Below are 14,891 nucleotides of genomic sequence, written 5' to 3' on the forward strand. Positions count from 1 at the left end.
GACGGAGGAGCAGGCGGGACGCGAACCGGACATGGCGCATTTATCGCCGAGGGCGCGCGGCTTGGCTATGGTCGGGGACCTTCCCTCCGGGATTAGCCCTTGAAGCCCGCCCTGATCCTCGCCGCGCTGAGCCTCGCCCCGACGCCCGCCCGCGCGGCGGGCTGCTGGTTCGAGCACGGGGTGGTGGTGGTCCCCGCCCAGGTCGCCGGGGTGGCCGGCGACTACATCCTCGACACCGGCGCGCCCGCCACCCTGCTGCACGAGACCCGGGCCCAGATGGAGGGCCAGGCCGGGACCGCCCTGCGGGGCGAGGTGCGGGTCGCGGGCCTGCGCCTCGCCGACCGGCCCGTCGCCGTGGCCGACCTCGATGCGCGCACCTACGCCTTCCCCACCCCCATCGCCGGGGTGATCGGCGCCGACGTCCTGGCGGGCCAGGTGGTGGACGTCAGCTTCGCCCCTTGCCGGGTGGAGATCCTGGCGCCGGGGCGCGCGTCCAGCTTCCGGTCCGACAAGATCCTGGCGATGCGGCTGAACGGTGGCCTTCCGACGGTCATGGGCGCCGTCGCCGACGGCCCCAGGACGGCCGCAGGCGGCTTTGTGGCCTCCACCGGCCTCGACGCCCCCGTCCGCCTCGACGGGGCCCTGGCGGGCGTCCCAGGGGCCAGGGCGGAGGATGTTGCGCCCTACGGCCCGCGCCGGGCCCGCCTGCGGGCCCTGTCCCTGGCCGGAGAGCTGTTCGAGAACCTGCCGGTGGGGCTGACGCCGCCCGTCGAGGGCGCCGTGGGGGCGGTCGGCGCGCCGGTCCTGGCGCGCTGGCGCCTGAGGTTCGACTTCGCGCGCGGCCGCCTGCTGCTGAAGCGGCCCTAACCGGCCGGCGCGATCCCTGCCCAGGTGACGAGGAACTCCGGCAGGAACGGCAGGATGTTGATGGCGGCGTGCAGCAGGACCACCAGCAGCAGGCTGCGGGTGCGCGCCCAGACCACGCCGAGCATCAGGGCCAGGGGCGAGAGGGAGGCGATGGTGAAGGCGACGACCTGCAGGAGGTCGGTGGAGTAGCCGTCGTCCCCCGGCGCGCCGCGCAGATAGAGGCCCGGGACGTGGGCCACGGCGAAGAGCAGCGCGCCGAGCACCACCGCGCCGGTCTCGCTGCGCAGCACCGCGGCCAGGCGGGTCTGAAGCACGGCGCGGAACAGGAACTCCTCCGACAGGCCGGCCTCCAGGGCGACCCACACGAAGGCGGCCGGGACCGCCCAGGCCAGGACCTGGACCGGAGCCTCCAGGGCGGCGATCTGCTTGAGGCTGGGGCTGACCACGCTGAGCAGGGCGATGAAGATGGCGCCCATGACGATGAGGGTCGGCCAGAACCCCTTGCGGGCCAGGCCGGTTGAGAACAGCGGGGCCAGTTTGGCGCCCAGCAGGGCCAGCAGCAGGGCCGGCGCCACGACGTGGACCGCCAGCTTGACCCCCAGCACCACCAGCTCCTTGGTCTGGCCCTCGGGCAGGGAATCCTTGAGCGTCCCCATGCCCCAGCCGAGGAAGCCCAGGGCGTAGACCGCCAGGAAAATCAGCACGGCGGCCAGTTCGAGCCCCGGCCTGCGGACCGGGACGGGCGGCGGCGCGGCCTTGCGGGTCAGGACCCAGGCCAGGCCCGACAGCGCGATCCCGAAGATCCCCAGGGAGACCAGCGGGAAGGTCCAGTCAGCCTGACGATAGAAGAGATATGCGAAGGCGGCGCCCCAGAGGCCCGCATAAAGCGCCAAATATGCAAGGGCGCGTCCGCGCCCGGTCCCAGTAGCCACTATGCCCGCCCCCTTGGATTGAAACTCCAGGCTGCTATCGGCTGGCGCGAAGGCGCGGGCAACTTAGCGATTCGTCATGACCTCCAGGACAGGAACGAAAAAGGCCCCGGCTTGCGCCGGGGCCTTGGATCGTCTTGCGCAGGCGCCGACCCTAGAGCACATCAGGCGGAAGTGGATACCGGTCCGCCGCCCGACGTGCTCTAAATTATTGAATCTAGACCCTTCTTCCCGTTTCAGATGGATCCATCTGAAACGGTCAGGGTCTAGTGGGCGACGTTGCGCCAGATGCGGCGGTAGCTGACGAACAGCAGGCCCGCGAACACCAGCAGGTAGATCATGGCGGCGACGCCGAACTGCTTGCGCTCGGTCTGCTTGGGCTCCGAGGCCCAGGCCAGGAAGGCGACGACGTCCTTGGCCTGCTGGTCGACGGTGGACTTGGTCCCGTCGTCGAAGCTCACCTTGTCGGCCTCCAGGGGCGGCGTCATGGCGATGAAGCCGCCTTTCGGAACGTGGCCCTTGCCCTTGTAGAAGGCGCTGACGTCGCCGGGCATGTAGGGGTTGTAGAACTGGTTCGGCGGCACTTCGAGCCCGGCCGGCGGGGTCCCGTAGCCGGTCAGGATCGAATAGACGTACTGCGGCCCTTGCGCCCGGGCCTTGATCATCACCGAGAGGTCCGGCGGCAGGGCGCCGCCGTTCGAGGCCCGCGCCGCCGCCTCGTTGGCGAACGGGCTCGGGAACTTGTCGGCGGAGGTGGCCTGACGCTGAACGACGTCACCGGTCTCGGAGTCGATATCGTTGACCTGATAGTCCTTGGCGATCGCCTTGACCGTCGGGTTGTCGTTGGCGCTGACGCCCTCGACATAGAAGGGACCGCCCTTCTGGCCGAGGTTGCGGAAGCTCATCAGGTCCATGGCGTGGCAGGCCGAGCAGACCTCCCGATAGACCTTGTAGCCCCGCTGGACCTGGGCCTGGTCGAACTTGCCGAACGGCCCCTCGAAACTCCAGTGGACGTCCTTGGGCGCTTCGGGCCCGGCCGAGGCGAGCGCCGGACCGGCGACGAAAGCGAGCCCGAACGCCGCGAGAATGAAACCTTTGCGCAGCATCTGAGGCTCAGCCCCTCTTTTCAGGCGAAGCCGCGGCGCCGGCGGGCGCGTTGGCGGGGAGCACCGGCGCGGAGATCGATTCCGGCTGGGGCAGCGGTGTCTCGGTGAGGCCCAGGATCGGCAGGACGACCAGGAAGTAGGAGAAGTAGTAGGCCGTCGCGACGCGGGAGAGCCAGACCATCGAGTTCAGGTCGGCGTCGAGCAGCTGGAAGGTCGACAGGCCGGGGATCACCGGATCGTCGGGCAGGCGACCGCCGCAGAAGCCCAGCACCAGGCAGGCCAGGACGAAGAGGCCGAAGTAGAGCTTGGCCGTCGGCCGGTAGCGCATGGAGCGCACCTTGGAGGTATCGAGCCATGGCAGGACGAACAGCATGGCGATGGCGCCGAACATCATCAGAACGCCGGCCAGCTTGTCCGGCACCGCCCGCAGGATCGCGTAGAAGGGCAGGAAGTACCATTCGGGAACGATGTGGGCCGGGGTCACCAGCGGGTTGGCGGGAACATAGTTCACCGCGTCGCCCAAGGCGTTGGGGATGAAGAACACGAAGGCGGCGAACATCAGCAGGAAGACCGAAATCGCGAAGCCGTCCTTCACCGTATAGTACGGGTGGAAGGGAACGGTGTCCTCCTTGGACTTCACGTTCACGCCGGTGGGGTTGCCGTTGCCGGGCACGTGCAGCGCCCAGATGTGCAGGATCACCACGCCGGCGATCATGAACGGCAGCAGGAAGTGCAGCGAGAAGAAGCGGTTCAGGGTGGGGTTATCCACCGCGAACCCGCCCCACAGCCAGGTGGTGATGGACTCGCCCACGATCGGCAGGGCGCCGAACAGGTTGGTGATCACCACCGCGCCGTGGAAGCTCATCTGGCCCCAGGGCAGGACGTAGCCCATGAAGGCCGTGGCCATCATCAGCAGGTAGATCACGCAGCCGAGAATCCACAGCACTTCGCGCGGGGCCTTGTAGGACCCGTAATAGAGGCCGCGGAACATGTGAATGTAGACCGCGATGAAGAACATCGAGGCCCCGTTGGAGTGCATGTAGCGCACCAGCCAGCCGTAGTTCACGTCGCGCATGATGCGCTCGACGGAGTTGAAGGCGTAGTCCACGTGCGGGACATAGTGCATGGCCAGCACGATGCCGGTCACGATCTGGATGCCCAGGCAGACCGCCAGGATGCCGCCGAAAGTCCACCAGTAGTTGAGGTTCTTCGGGGTCGGGAAGTCGATCACGCTGTCGTACGCCAGGCGCACGATCGGCAGGCGGGTGTCGAGCCAGCGCTCGAAGCCGGTCTTCGGCTCGTAGTTTGAATGTCCGCTCATCGTCCTCAGCCCACCTTGACCTTGGTGTCCGACAGGAAGGCGTAGTCCGGCACCGCCAGGTTCTTCGGCGCGGGACCTTTCCGGATTCGGCCGGAGGTGTCGTAGTGCGAGCCGTGGCAGGGGCAGAACCAGCCGCCGTACTCACCGCCCCCGAAGGTCGGCACGCACCCGAGGTGGGTGCAGGTGCCCACCAGGATCAGCCACTGGGCCTTGCCCGGCTTGTGGCGTTCCTCGTCGGTCTGCGGATCGCGCAGGTCGGCGTGGTCATCCTTGATGGCCGCGGCGATTTCCGCCCCGGTCCGGTTGCGGATGAACAGCGGCTTGCCGCGCCACTTGATGGTGACCTGCTGGCCGGCTTCCACCTTTGTCAGGTCGAATTCCACCGAGGCGAGGGCGAGGGTGTCGCCGGCCGGGTTCATCTGGTCGATGAACGGCCAGGCAAGCGCCCCAACCGCGCCCACGGCCATGACGGCCGCGGCGATATGAATGAAATCACGCCGGTTCGGGTCTTCGCCCGCGGCATGAGGATCGGGATTTGCGCCCACGACGGTGTCGGCCACCTTAAAGCTACCCTTCGTTTGCGGTCGCGGCCTTGCGCCGAGACCCGTCTTCGACCTTTCCAGACGCTCTGGTAAAGGCCTCTCGGAACCCAATGCTGGAGCAGGCCGATATCCCGGAAAGACCAGTGACCGCGCGTTGCGGTCGCCCCTTCCGTGATTCGCGCCAAGCCCCGGCCAATCCCGTGGCTGGATCGCTTAGAATGCTGCTGGCGCTTTTTCAACCGGACATTCCGCAAAACCTTGGGGCGGCCCTTCGTCTTGGCGCCTGTCTGGGGGTCGGAGTCCACGTCATTGAGCCCTGTGGCTTCCCGCTTTCCGACCGCGCGATCCGCCGCGCGGCCATGGATTACGGCGAACCGGGCGAAGTGACGCGGCACGCCGGATGGGCCGATTTTGCACAAAATAAGCCCGGAAGGATCGTTCTGTTCACAACCAAGGGCGCTTTGCCCCTGAGCGACTTCGTCTTCCAGCCCGACGACGTGCTGCTGTTCGGACGCGAAAGCGCCGGCGTTCCCGACGAGGTTCACGAGAGCGCCGACGCGCGGGTTTATATTCCGCTCGTGCCAGGCATGCGGTCGCTGAATGTCACGGTCTCGGCGGCGATCGGCCTTTCGGAGGCGTTGCGCCAGACCGGTCAATTTCCTAAGCCAGCGCCATGACGAGCCTGCCGCAAGAGATCCAAGACCGCCGCGCCCGCGCCAAGGAATGGTTCGAAGACCTGCAATTGCGCATCTTCGCCGAACTGGAGCAGCTGGAGGAGGAGGCCCCGCCCGAACTCTATCCGGAGGAGCCCGGCCGATTCGACCAGCGGCCCTGGACCCGGGAGACCGGCGTCGGCGGCGGGATCGGCGGCCACTTCAAGGGCCGGCTGTTCGAGAAGGCCGGGGTCCACACCTCGGCGGCTGCGAGCCGCTTCTCGCCGGAGATGGCCGCCCAGATGCCCGGCGCCGACAAGGACCCATCCTATGTCTCGGCCAGCATCAGCCTGATCATCCATCCGCGCTCGCCGCGGGTGCCCACCGTCCACATGAACACCCGCTTCCTGTCGACCGCCGAGAGCTGGTTCGGCGGCGGGGCCGACCTGACCCCCATGGTGGACGAGCAGCGCAGCCAGGAGGCCGACGACGCGGTGCTCTTCCACACCGCCATGAAGGCGGCCTGCGACGCCTTCGATCCGGAGTGGCACGGCAAGTACAAGGCCTGGTGCGACGAATATTTCTACCTGCCGCACCGCAAGGAGACCCGCGGGGTCGGGGGTATCTTCTACGACCGGCACAATTCCGGCGATTTCGAGAAGGACTTCGCCTTCACCCGCGCCGTCGGCGAGGCCTTCCTTGAGGTCTATCCGAAGATCGTGCGCCACCGGATGAGCGAGCCCTGGACCGAGCAGGACCGCATGGAGCAGTTGGTCCGCCGCGGCCGCTACGTGGAGTTCAATCTGCTCTACGACCGCGGCACGATGTTCGGCCTCAAGGCCGGCGGCAATATCGACACCATCCTGTCCTCCATGCCGCCGCTCGTAGCCTGGCTCTGACCCGGAGGCGCCCGTGACCGGCCCCAGCCTTGTCGAACGCCTGGGATACGGATCCGGCGAGCGGCTGCTGATCGTCAACTGCGACGACCTGGGCTCCAGCGAGGCCGCCAACCGGGCCACCGCCGAGGCCTTCGCCTTCGGGATCGCCACCAGCGCCACCCTGATGGTCCCCTGCCCCTGGGCCCTGGACGGCCTGGAGCGCTGCGCGGGCGCCGACATCGGGGTGCACCTAACACTCACGGCGGAGTATCCCGGCTATCGGTGGCGCTCGCTGACCGGAGCGGCCTCCCTGCACGATGACCAGGGCTACATGCCCACCACCGCCGAGGCCGTCTGGGCCCAGGCCCGGCTGGAGGACGTGGCCGCCGAGTGCCGGGCCCAGATCGACCAGGCCCTGGCCTGGGGCGTCGACGTGACCCATCTCGACGCCCACATGGGCACGATGCAGATCGACCCGCGCTACTTCGCCCTCTTCGTCGAGCTGGCCGCCGACTACGACCTGCCGATGCGGATGTTCGGGGTCGGCGCCGAGCGGCAGCTGGGTTTCCCGGGCCGCGCCCAGGCGAGCGCCGCGGGACGGCTCTATCCCGACCACTTCGTCAGCCTGTGGGGCCTGCCCGCCCGCGAGGTGTTCGCCGACAGCCTGGCGCGCCTGCGGCCGGGCGTGACCGAGATCTACCTGCATCCGGTGGAGGACGGCCCCGAGCTGCGGGGCTACGACAGGACCCACGCCGAGATCCGCATCAAGGACCGCGCCTGTCTCCTCGATCCGACCCTGAAGGCGCAGGTGGAGGTCGCCGGCGCCAGGCTGATCAGCTTCCGCCCCCTGCGCGACCTGCAGCGACAGGCCGCCTGATGGCCCAGATCCGCCCCTTCGCCCCGGAGGACCTCGACAGCCTCTACGAGGTCTGCCTGAGGACCGGGGACAGCGGCCAGGACGCCACAAGCCTTTACCGCGACAGGCGCCTGCTGGGCGCCATCTACGCCGCCCCCTATGGCCGCCTGAACCCGAACCTGGCCTTCGTGGTGGAGGATGACGGGGCGGTGGTGGGCTACATCGTCGGCACGGCGGACACTCGGAGCTTCGAGGCCCTGCTGGAGGACCGCTGGTGGCCGGTGCTGCGGGCCGCCCACCCCGATCCCCAAGGGGTCCCTTGGGTCGAGCGGACGCCGGACCAGCACCTGGAGCGCCTGTTCCACAAGCCGGCCCTCACACCCGACAGCCTGGTGGGCCCCTACCCCGCCCACCTGCACATCAACCTGCTGCCGAACCTGCAGGGCCAGGGGATGGGCCAGCGCCTGATCGACACCTGGCTGGGCGCCGCCAGGGCCGCCGGCGCGCCCGGCGTCCACCTGGGCGTCAGCGAGGCCAATACCCGCGCCCAGCGCTTCTACGACACCTACGGCTTCCGCCGATTCGAGGCGCAGGCGACGCCGGGGACGATCTGGATGGTCACCGACCTCTGAGTCGGCCTTTGCATCGAAGCCTGAAAGATATACATCTTCACACGTATATCTTTGGAGATGCGCCATGCAGGTCGCCAAATGGGGCAACAGCCTCGCCGTGCGGTTGCCCAGCGCCGTCGTGGAGGCCCTGGACCTGAAGGCTGGGGACGACATCGTGATCAGCGTCACCGACGCCCGCCATTTCGAGATCGCCAAGTCGCCGTCCCGGACGGAGCTCCTGGCGCGCCTGCGCAAGTATCGCGGGTTGATGCCGGCCGGTTTCCGGTTCGACCGGCTGGACGCCAATGAGCGCGGCTAGGGCGTTCTTCGACACCAATGTCCTGCTGTATCTGCTGTCGGACGACGCCAGGGCGGATCGAGCGGAAAACCTGCTGGCGGCGGGCGGCGTCATCAGCGTCCAGGTGCTCAACGAGTTCGCCGCCGTCGCCTCGCGGAAGTTCAAGGCGCCCTGGCCGGCGATCCGCGAAAGCCTGCAGATCCTGAGCGCGACCCTGGAGGTGGAGCCGATGACGCTGGACACCCACCAGCGGGGCGTGGCGATCGCCGAGCGCTATCAGTTCAACCTCTATGACGGACTGATCCTCGCCGCCGCGCAGCTGGCGGGCTGCGAGGTGGTCTATTCGGAAGACATGCAGGCGGGCCTGAGGATCGAGGGCGCGCCGACGATCCTCAATCCCTTCAGGGCCTAGACGACCGGCTTCATCGCCCCGGCCGCGGCCTTGAGGTCACGGCTCGGCGCCTTCACGCCGCCCGGCGCGGGGCACTTGGCGCCGGTGTCGATCCAGGCCTGGATCAGCTCGCCGAGCTGCGCCTGGGTCCCGGGCGCGGCGGTGCGGCCCAGGCCCGGGTTCCAGCCCCAGGCCACCAGTTCGTCCTGGGCCATGTGCGCCTGGATCTGGACGAGCGTCCGGCCGCCGTTGCGGGCCGGGTCCTTGAGCTGGGCGCAGATCTCGCCCAGCGACTTCCCCTGCCAGGCCATCTCGGCGGGGGCCAGCGCCCACTTGGGATTACCCGGGATGGTGACGATGTGGGTCCCGCCCACCCAGACGTTCTTGGCCGTATGGCAGGCCGCGCAGCGCAGCCCCTCCCCGTGCCCGTCCGGGCCGCGGGAGACCACTGGCATATGGGGATGGCGGTCGTCGCCCTGCACGGGGCGGTCCACCGGGTGGCAGTTGGAACAGCGCGGGTGGGTGATCACCTTGCCGGCCTCCTGGAAGAGGGCGACGGAGCGGGCGTTCTTGTCGGCGATACGGCTGAAGGACGCCGCGGGCTTGAGGGAGGTCCGCTGCGCCATCTCCGCCAGGACCGCGGCGGCGGTCTGGCTGGGGACGGTCTGGGCCTGGGCGCCGAAGGTGGCGGCGGCGAGACCGGCCGCGCCGACGAGGGCGAGAACGACGGCGCTGGCGTGGCGCACGAGAGACTTCCTGGGCCGGCGCGGGGGAGGCGCGCCGCAGCCCAGAACGTCAGGGTCGGCGAAGCGTTGCCTGCGCCAGGAAGCGCGCGATCCAGCCGCCGACTCGGGAACGGTCGTCGGGCTGCTCGAACGAGAGGATCGCCCGGTCGGCCTCCTCGTCGGTGTAGCGGGTCCCGCGCCGGGCCTCGATCAGGGCCCGGGCATAGGCCGGCTCGAACTCCGGATGCAACTGCAGGGAGATGGCTGGCTGGTCGTCATAGGCCAGCATGCCCAGGGGCGTGAACCCGCTGCCGGCCAGCACCGTGGCCCCCGGCGGCGGCTCCACCACCTGGTCCTGGTGCGAGGCCGGAATGGTCAGGCGCGGGGCGTCCATCCAGGCCTGGGGCGCCTGGACCTCGTAGCGGTGCAGGCCGACGCCCCAGCCCTTGGGGGACTTGATCACCTTGCCGCCGAAGGCCTGGGCCATGATCTGGTGACCGAAACAGATCCCCACCATCGGCGTCCCCCTGGCCGCGCGCAGGAAGTCCGACAGGGGCGCGATCCAGGGCAGCGGGTCATAGACCCCGGCCGAGGAGCCGGTGACGATATAGGCCTCGCAGGCCTGGGCGGTGGCGGGCAGCGCCCCGGCCTGGACGTCGAAGGTCGTGTAGTGGTGCGTCTGCGGCCCCAGCAGGGCGCGGAACATGGCGGGATAGTCGCCGAACTGGTCGACGCCGGGGGGCGGCGCGCCGGTCTCGAGGATCCCCAGCCTCAATAGGCCATGCCCTGGGCCACGGCCTTCAGCTTCTCGATGGCGGAGAACTTGTCGTCGAGGAAGTCGTGGTCGACCCACCAGTCCTCCACCTCGCGCAGCACCTGGCCCACCATGGGGCCCTTGGGCACGCCGGAATGGATCACGTCGTCGCCGGTCAGCGGGAAGGTCGGCGGCGACCAGCTTTCGGCGAGCGCCAGCAGGCCCCGCCACTGGTGGGTGGCCGCGGTGCGGCCCGACTTGGCCCAGGCCAGCTTCACCCGGTCGGTGAAGGCCCGCAGGCCGATGGCGTAGACCGCCCGCCGGGTCTCCCGGGGGCTCATCCAGCTGGTGATGCGCGGAGTCTTGCCCATGGCCGCCACCAGCCGGTCGCGAACCTCGTTGGACAGGCGCAGGCGTTCGGCGATCTGGGCGGCGCCCACCTGGTCCTCGGGGATCAGGGTGGCCAGGCGTAGGATGGGGTCGTTCTCGAACAGCTGGTCGGTCTCGATCTCAACCAGCATGTTGAAGGCGGTCAGGTCCGTGGCGCAGGGCAGGACGGCGCCCAGCACCCCGGCCTGGGCCATCAAGGCCAGGGCCGGGCGCGGCTCCTCGGCGGCCAGCAGCTTGGTGAGCTCCTTGGCGGTGCGCTCGGCCGGACGGCCCGACAGAGTCTCCTTCAGGGCCCTGCAGGCGGCCAGGGCCTTCTCGTCGGCCTCGCCCTTGCCATACCAGGCCAGGAACCGGAAGAAGCGCAGGATGCGCAGATAGTCCTCGCGGATGCGGGTCATGGCGTCGCCCACGAAGACGATGCGCCCGGCCTTGCCGTCCGCGACCCCACGGCCGGTGGGATCAAACAGGGTCCCCTCGCGGTCGGCATAGACAGCGTTGAGCGTGAAGTCCCGGCGCTGGGCGTCCTCGTTCCAGTCCTGGGTGAAGGCCACCACGGCGCGGCGGCCGTCGGTGGAGACGTCCCGACGCAGGGTGGTGATCTCGAAGGGCTGGCCGTCGGCCACGGCGGTGATGGTGCCGTGCTCGACCCCGGTCGGCACCGCCTTGAGGCCGGCCTCGTTCAGGGCCTCGGTGACCTGGTCCGGCGTCAGGGTGGTGGCGATGTCGATGTCCTCGACCGGCCGGTTCAGCAGGCTGTTGCGCACGCAGCCCCCGACATAGCGGGCGCAGCCAGCGAAGCCGCGGGCCTCCAGCGCGTCCATCACCGCGACGGCCCCGGGGGTCTTCATCCAGGGTCTGTGGCCGATACTGTCGGTCATGGCGTCTTGGGCGCTCTCTCTTCAAAATGGCCAGGCGACACGCGCCCGTCCTGCATCACTTCGGCGGGCACATAGACCTCGCCGCGATTATCGCCATGGAACACCGCCGTGGCCATCAGAGAAAGCCCCAACAGCACGGCCCCGGCGGCGAACAGCCAGGCCCAGGGGGTGGAGCCCATCTCCCGTCCCGAGCGCTTCGCGACCTCCCGCCAGAGGAACCAGAGACCGAAGGGCAAGGCCACGAGCAGGGCCCGCGTGGCGATGACCTCAAGCAACGGCCGCGCCGTAGAGCCGCTCGTACAGCGCTCGCAGGACGCCGGCGGTGGCCCCCCAGATGAAACGTTCGTCGTGGGTCATGGCGTAGAACCTACGCTTTTCCCCGGTCGGCGCCTCGCGCTCATGTTCCTCGTGATTGGCCGGGTCCATGAGGAAGCCGAAGGGGGTCTCGAAGATGTCGGCCACCTCGTCGGGATTGGGCTCCAGGGTGAAGCCGTGGCGCACGAAGCCCACCACCGGGGTGATCAGGTAGCCGGTGCCCGTGACATAGGGCGACGACAGCCCCGCCAGGGTCACATAGTCGGGGTGCAGCCCCACCTCCTCGTGGGCCTCCCGCAGGGCCGTGCCCCAGGGGGTCTCGCCGGGATCGCGGCGCCCCCCCGGCAGGGCGATCTGGCCGGTGTGGCGTCGCAGGGTGTCGGACCGCCGGGTCAGCAGCACCGAATAGGAGCTCTCCCGCTCGATCAGGGCCACCAGCACCGAGGCCGGGGTCAGGTCGGCGTGGGGTGTCCCATACGGGCCCGACAGGTCGAAATCCGAGCCGGCGCCCCCGGCCACGGGATCACGCTCCTCCAGGGGGTCGAGATGGCGGACGATCCAGTCGCGGGTCTCGGCGGTCGCGCGATGCGGACTCACAGGCGATGAGCTCCGGCCGGCCCGACCGGGAACCAGGCGCCCTTGGAGGCCACCCCCAGGCGGGGCCCCTCCGGCGTCTGCCGCTCCTGCGACAGCTCCACCAACTCGTAGAAGACCGGGCGGGCGATCAGGGCCTCCAGGCCGCGGCGGACATGCAGATAGGGGCGCGGCTCACCGGTGGCGGGGTCCATCTCCACGCGGATCTCGTTCTCCGGCCCAGCCTCCACCTCGTCGCCGACATTGGTGAGGAATTTCAGGGTGTCCCCGACCTTGTCGACCCGCACCGCGATGAAGGGGGCGTCCTCGACGGTGATCTTCATCTTCTCCACCGGGGTCACCAGGTGGAAGCCGTCGGGATCCTTGCGCAGGACGGTGGAGAACAGCCGCACCAGGGCCTCGCGGCCGATGGGCGTCCCCTCGTGGAACCAGAGCCCATCCTTCTTGATGACGATGTCGATGTCGCCGCAGTGGGTCGGGTTCCACAGGTGCACGGGCGGCAGGCCGCGGCCCGGCGCCTGTTTGGCCGCGGCGATCACGCCTTCGAGGCTGGGCTTGCTGGGCGCGTCGGTCATGCGGTGAAGGTAGGGTGCGCCACGCCCCGCCTCAAGCGCGACGGCGCGTCACGGCGCGTCACGGCGCGCCGACCAGCCCCGCCAGCCCCTCGGCCCCGCCCTCGCGCAGGGCCCGCACCAGCACCCGCCTCTGGTCCACCGGTCCCGGCAGGCGCACGTCCCTGGCCGGCGCGGCCGAGAAGCCGAAGCGGCTGAAATAGGGTTCGTCCCCCACCAGCAGCACCAGGGGAAAGCCAGCGGCCTGGGCCGCCTCGCAGGCCCGCTGCACCAGCAGGCCGCCCGTGCCGTACTTGCGGACCTCGGCCTGGACGGCGAGCGGCCCGAGGAAGACGGCCTCGTCGGCGCCGATGCGCACGCGGGTCATGCGCACGCTGCCCACCAGCCGGCCACCGTCCCAGGCGCAGAAGGACAGGTCGGGGCGGAACTCGGCCACTTCACGGACGCGCTCTGACACCTTGGTGTAGCGTCCGGGCCCGAAGGCGTGGTCCAGTAGGGCGTCCACGGCGGGACCGTCCTGGGGTTGCTCGAGCTTGAGGGTCGGCGCCTGGGCGTCGGGGAGGGTCATGGGCGTCTGGTCTTGTGCGATGAGCGGCGATCTCGCCGCCACGCACGAATGCGCCGGCCGGCGGGCGGTTCTAGTCGGCGCGGCGGGCGCGCCCGGTTCGTCGCAGTCGTCGCATGACCTCGGCCCGGAAATTTGTTCAACGCGACGCGGCGCATAGGGCCATGCGTCGCCGGCGTCAATCGCGCGTTGCGGGGCGGGGCGCGGCGCCGCAAGGTCGCCCCGCCCATGACAACGACTCCCTCCGACGGCGCGGCCGAACCCACCACCCTCCGCGAGCTGCTCAAGCGACGCGACTATGTCCGCTTCTGGATCGCCCGGGTGGCGGCCACCCTGGGGGTGCAAATCCAGAGCGTGGCGCTCGGCTGGCAGATGTACGCCGTGGCCCGCGAGAGCATGGATGTGAAGCAGTCGGCCTTCTATGTGGGGCTGATCGGACTGGCCGCCTTCATCCCGGTCCTGCTCCTCTCCCCCTTCGCCGGGGAGACTGCCGACCGGCACGACCGGCGCAAGGTGCTGCTGATCTGCTACATCGGCGAGATCGGCACCGCGGTCACCCTGGCCGCGGCCTCCATCTTCGATTTCGCTAGCATCCCGCTGCTGCTGCTGCTGTCGGCCCTGTTCGGGGCCAGCCGCGCCTTCATGGGCCCCTCCTCCACCGCGCTCGGCCCGATGCTGGTGCCCCGCAGCCTGCTGCCGCGGGCCATCGCCTGGAACTCACTGGCCTGGCAGGGGGGCTCGATCATCGGCCCGGCGGTGGGAGGCCTGCTGCTGAGCCACTCCACCGGCCTGTCCTATTCGGTGACCACGGTCCTCTATGTCCTGGCCCTGGTCAGCGTGTTCCTGATCCGCGGCGACACCCAGCCCGTCGTCCAGGCCGGCTCGCGCTGGGCCCTGATCAAGGAGGGGATGGTCTATACCTGGACCAACAAGATCGTGTTCGGCGCCATCTCCCTGGACCTCTTCGCCGTGCTGTTGGGCGGGGCCACGGCGCTGCTGCCGGTCTTCGCCCGCGATGTGCTGCATGTGGGCCCCGACGGCTTTGGCCTGCTGCGGGCGGGCCCGGCCATCGGCGCGACCCTGGTGGCCGTGGTCCTGGCCAGCCGGCCGATCCGCTCCCATGCCGGGATCACCATGTTCGCCGGGGTGGCGGTGTTCGGGGCCGCCACCATCGTCTTTGGCCTGTCGAAGTCCCTGCCGCTGTCGGTGTTCGCCCTGGCGGTGCTGGGGGGCGCCGACATGCTCAGCGTCTATGTCCGCCAGACCCTGGTGCAGATCGTGACCCCGGACAACATGCGCGGCCGCGTGGCGGCGGTCTCCTCCCTGTTCATCGGCGCCTCCAACGAACTGGGGGAGTTCGAGAGCGGGGTCGTGGCCCGATTCCTCGGACCGGTGGGGGCGGCGATTTTCGGCGGCGTGGGTGCGTTGATCGTGACCGGCGTCTGGGCGAAACTGTTTCCAGCCTTGCGCAAGGCTGACCGGCTCGAATAACAGTCTGCGCATTAATATTTCAGGGAGATTGGTTCATGGGTGCTCTTTCAGGCAAAGTTGTTCTTGTTACGGGCGGCGGCAACGGTATCGGCCGCGATTGCGCTCTGATCGCCGCGCAGGAAGGCGCGAAGGTCGTCGTCAACGATTTGGGCGGC

Annotated in this window: 20 protein-coding genes; 9 read left to right on the plus strand and 11 right to left on the minus strand. The window is 69.4% G+C overall.

The window, feature by feature from the left end:
• Positions 1-99: 99 nt before the first annotated feature.
• Positions 100-867, plus strand: coding sequence for a hypothetical protein (locus Q7T09_RS18195; RefSeq protein WP_304701613.1), 768 nt, complete (start codon positions 100-102; stop codon positions 865-867).
• Here the strand turns inward: Q7T09_RS18195 and Q7T09_RS18200 are convergent.
• The 4 genes from Q7T09_RS18200 to petA form a co-directional block, all read right to left on the minus strand.
• The gene (locus tag Q7T09_RS18200; RefSeq protein ID WP_304701614.1) at positions 864-1,760 is read right to left on the minus strand and encodes a CPBP family intramembrane glutamic endopeptidase; all 897 of its coding nucleotides are present in this window, start codon (positions 1,758-1,760) and stop codon (positions 864-866) included. The genes Q7T09_RS18195 and Q7T09_RS18200 overlap by 4 nt on opposite strands.
• A gap of 302 nt (positions 1,761-2,062) precedes the next feature.
• Positions 2,063-2,902: a cytochrome c1 gene (locus Q7T09_RS18205; RefSeq protein WP_304701615.1), complete on the minus strand. Its 840-nt coding sequence runs from the start codon at positions 2,900-2,902 to the stop codon at positions 2,063-2,065.
• A 7-nt stretch (positions 2,903-2,909) separates the two neighbouring features.
• Entirely contained in the window at positions 2,910-4,223 is a 1,314-nt protein-coding gene (locus Q7T09_RS18210; RefSeq protein WP_304701616.1) for a cytochrome b/b6, read from the minus strand.
• A gap of 5 nt (positions 4,224-4,228) precedes the next feature.
• Entirely contained in the window at positions 4,229-4,783 is a 555-nt protein-coding gene (gene petA, locus Q7T09_RS18215; RefSeq protein WP_304701617.1) for a ubiquinol-cytochrome c reductase iron-sulfur subunit, read from the minus strand.
• 200 nt (positions 4,784-4,983) lie between these two features.
• On the opposite strand from petA, the gene Q7T09_RS18220 reads away from it, so the two are divergent.
• The 6 genes from Q7T09_RS18220 (at position 4,984) to Q7T09_RS18245 (ending at position 8,473) form a co-directional block, all read left to right on the plus strand.
• The gene (locus Q7T09_RS18220) at positions 4,984-5,442 is read left to right on the plus strand and encodes a tRNA (cytidine(34)-2'-O)-methyltransferase (protein ID WP_304701618.1); all 459 of its coding nucleotides are present in this window, start codon (positions 4,984-4,986) and stop codon (positions 5,440-5,442) included.
• Positions 5,439-6,317, plus strand: coding sequence for an oxygen-dependent coproporphyrinogen oxidase (gene hemF, locus Q7T09_RS18225; RefSeq protein WP_304701619.1), 879 nt, complete (start codon positions 5,439-5,441; stop codon positions 6,315-6,317). The genes Q7T09_RS18220 and hemF overlap by 4 nt, the downstream gene beginning before the upstream one ends.
• 13 nt (positions 6,318-6,330) lie before the next feature.
• A complete protein-coding gene (locus tag Q7T09_RS18230) occupies positions 6,331-7,173 on the plus strand; it encodes a polysaccharide deacetylase family protein (protein ID WP_304701620.1) in 843 nt (280 codons plus the stop codon).
• Positions 7,173-7,784, plus strand: a complete 612-nt coding sequence (locus Q7T09_RS18235; RefSeq protein WP_304701621.1) for a GNAT family N-acetyltransferase — start codon at positions 7,173-7,175, stop codon at positions 7,782-7,784. The genes Q7T09_RS18230 and Q7T09_RS18235 overlap by 1 nt, the downstream gene beginning before the upstream one ends.
• Positions 7,785-7,848: 64 nt before the next feature.
• Positions 7,849-8,082: an AbrB/MazE/SpoVT family DNA-binding domain-containing protein gene (locus Q7T09_RS18240; RefSeq protein ID WP_304701622.1), complete on the plus strand. Its 234-nt coding sequence runs from the start codon at positions 7,849-7,851 to the stop codon at positions 8,080-8,082.
• Entirely contained in the window at positions 8,069-8,473 is a 405-nt protein-coding gene (locus Q7T09_RS18245; protein ID WP_304701623.1) for a PIN domain-containing protein, read from the plus strand. Before Q7T09_RS18240 ends, Q7T09_RS18245 begins: the two co-directional genes overlap by 14 nt.
• Here the strand turns inward: Q7T09_RS18245 and Q7T09_RS18250 are convergent.
• From Q7T09_RS18250 to Q7T09_RS18280, 7 genes are read right to left on the minus strand one after another with little or no spacing between them, the layout of a single operon-like run.
• On the minus strand, positions 8,470-9,198 hold the full coding sequence (locus Q7T09_RS18250) for an Isoquinoline 1-oxidoreductase subunit (protein ID WP_304701624.1): 729 nt from the start codon (positions 9,196-9,198) through the stop codon (positions 8,470-8,472). The genes Q7T09_RS18245 and Q7T09_RS18250 overlap by 4 nt on opposite strands.
• Positions 9,199-9,247: 49 nt before the next feature.
• Entirely contained in the window at positions 9,248-9,952 is a 705-nt protein-coding gene (locus Q7T09_RS18255; protein ID WP_304701625.1) for a type 1 glutamine amidotransferase, read from the minus strand.
• Positions 9,949-11,199 carry a CCA tRNA nucleotidyltransferase gene (locus Q7T09_RS18260; protein ID WP_304701626.1) on the minus strand — a complete coding sequence of 417 codons (1,251 nt, stop codon included), beginning with the start codon at positions 11,197-11,199 and terminating at the stop codon, positions 9,949-9,951. Before Q7T09_RS18260 ends, Q7T09_RS18255 begins: the two co-directional genes overlap by 4 nt.
• Positions 11,196-11,474 (minus strand): hypothetical protein, encoded by a 279-nt coding sequence (locus tag Q7T09_RS18265; RefSeq protein ID WP_304701627.1) that lies wholly within the window; start codon positions 11,472-11,474, stop codon positions 11,196-11,198. The genes Q7T09_RS18260 and Q7T09_RS18265 overlap by 4 nt, the downstream gene beginning before the upstream one ends.
• Complete coding sequence (locus Q7T09_RS18270) at positions 11,467-12,111, minus strand: CoA pyrophosphatase (protein WP_304701628.1); 645 nt, start codon at positions 12,109-12,111, stop codon at positions 11,467-11,469. The genes Q7T09_RS18265 and Q7T09_RS18270 overlap by 8 nt, the downstream gene beginning before the upstream one ends.
• Positions 12,108-12,683: a DUF1285 domain-containing protein gene (locus Q7T09_RS18275; RefSeq protein WP_304701629.1), complete on the minus strand. Its 576-nt coding sequence runs from the start codon at positions 12,681-12,683 to the stop codon at positions 12,108-12,110. Before Q7T09_RS18275 ends, Q7T09_RS18270 begins: the two co-directional genes overlap by 4 nt.
• Before the next feature lie 58 nt (positions 12,684-12,741).
• Positions 12,742-13,248 carry a GNAT family N-acetyltransferase gene (locus Q7T09_RS18280; RefSeq protein ID WP_304701630.1) on the minus strand — a complete coding sequence of 169 codons (507 nt, stop codon included), beginning with the start codon at positions 13,246-13,248 and terminating at the stop codon, positions 12,742-12,744.
• Positions 13,249-13,473: 225 nt separating this feature from the next.
• Between Q7T09_RS18280 and Q7T09_RS18285 the strand changes: the two genes are divergently transcribed.
• Together Q7T09_RS18285 and Q7T09_RS18290 are read left to right on the plus strand one after the other, a co-directional pair.
• Positions 13,474-14,736: an MFS transporter gene (locus Q7T09_RS18285; RefSeq protein ID WP_304701631.1), complete on the plus strand. Its 1,263-nt coding sequence runs from the start codon at positions 13,474-13,476 to the stop codon at positions 14,734-14,736.
• 35 nt (positions 14,737-14,771) lie between these two features.
• On the plus strand, positions 14,772-14,891 hold a 120-nt coding region (locus Q7T09_RS18290), incomplete at its 3' end, for an SDR family NAD(P)-dependent oxidoreductase (protein ID WP_304701634.1).

It is taken from the genome of Phenylobacterium sp. (assembly GCF_030645195.1).
Classification (GTDB): domain Bacteria; phylum Pseudomonadota; class Alphaproteobacteria; order Caulobacterales; family Caulobacteraceae; genus Phenylobacterium.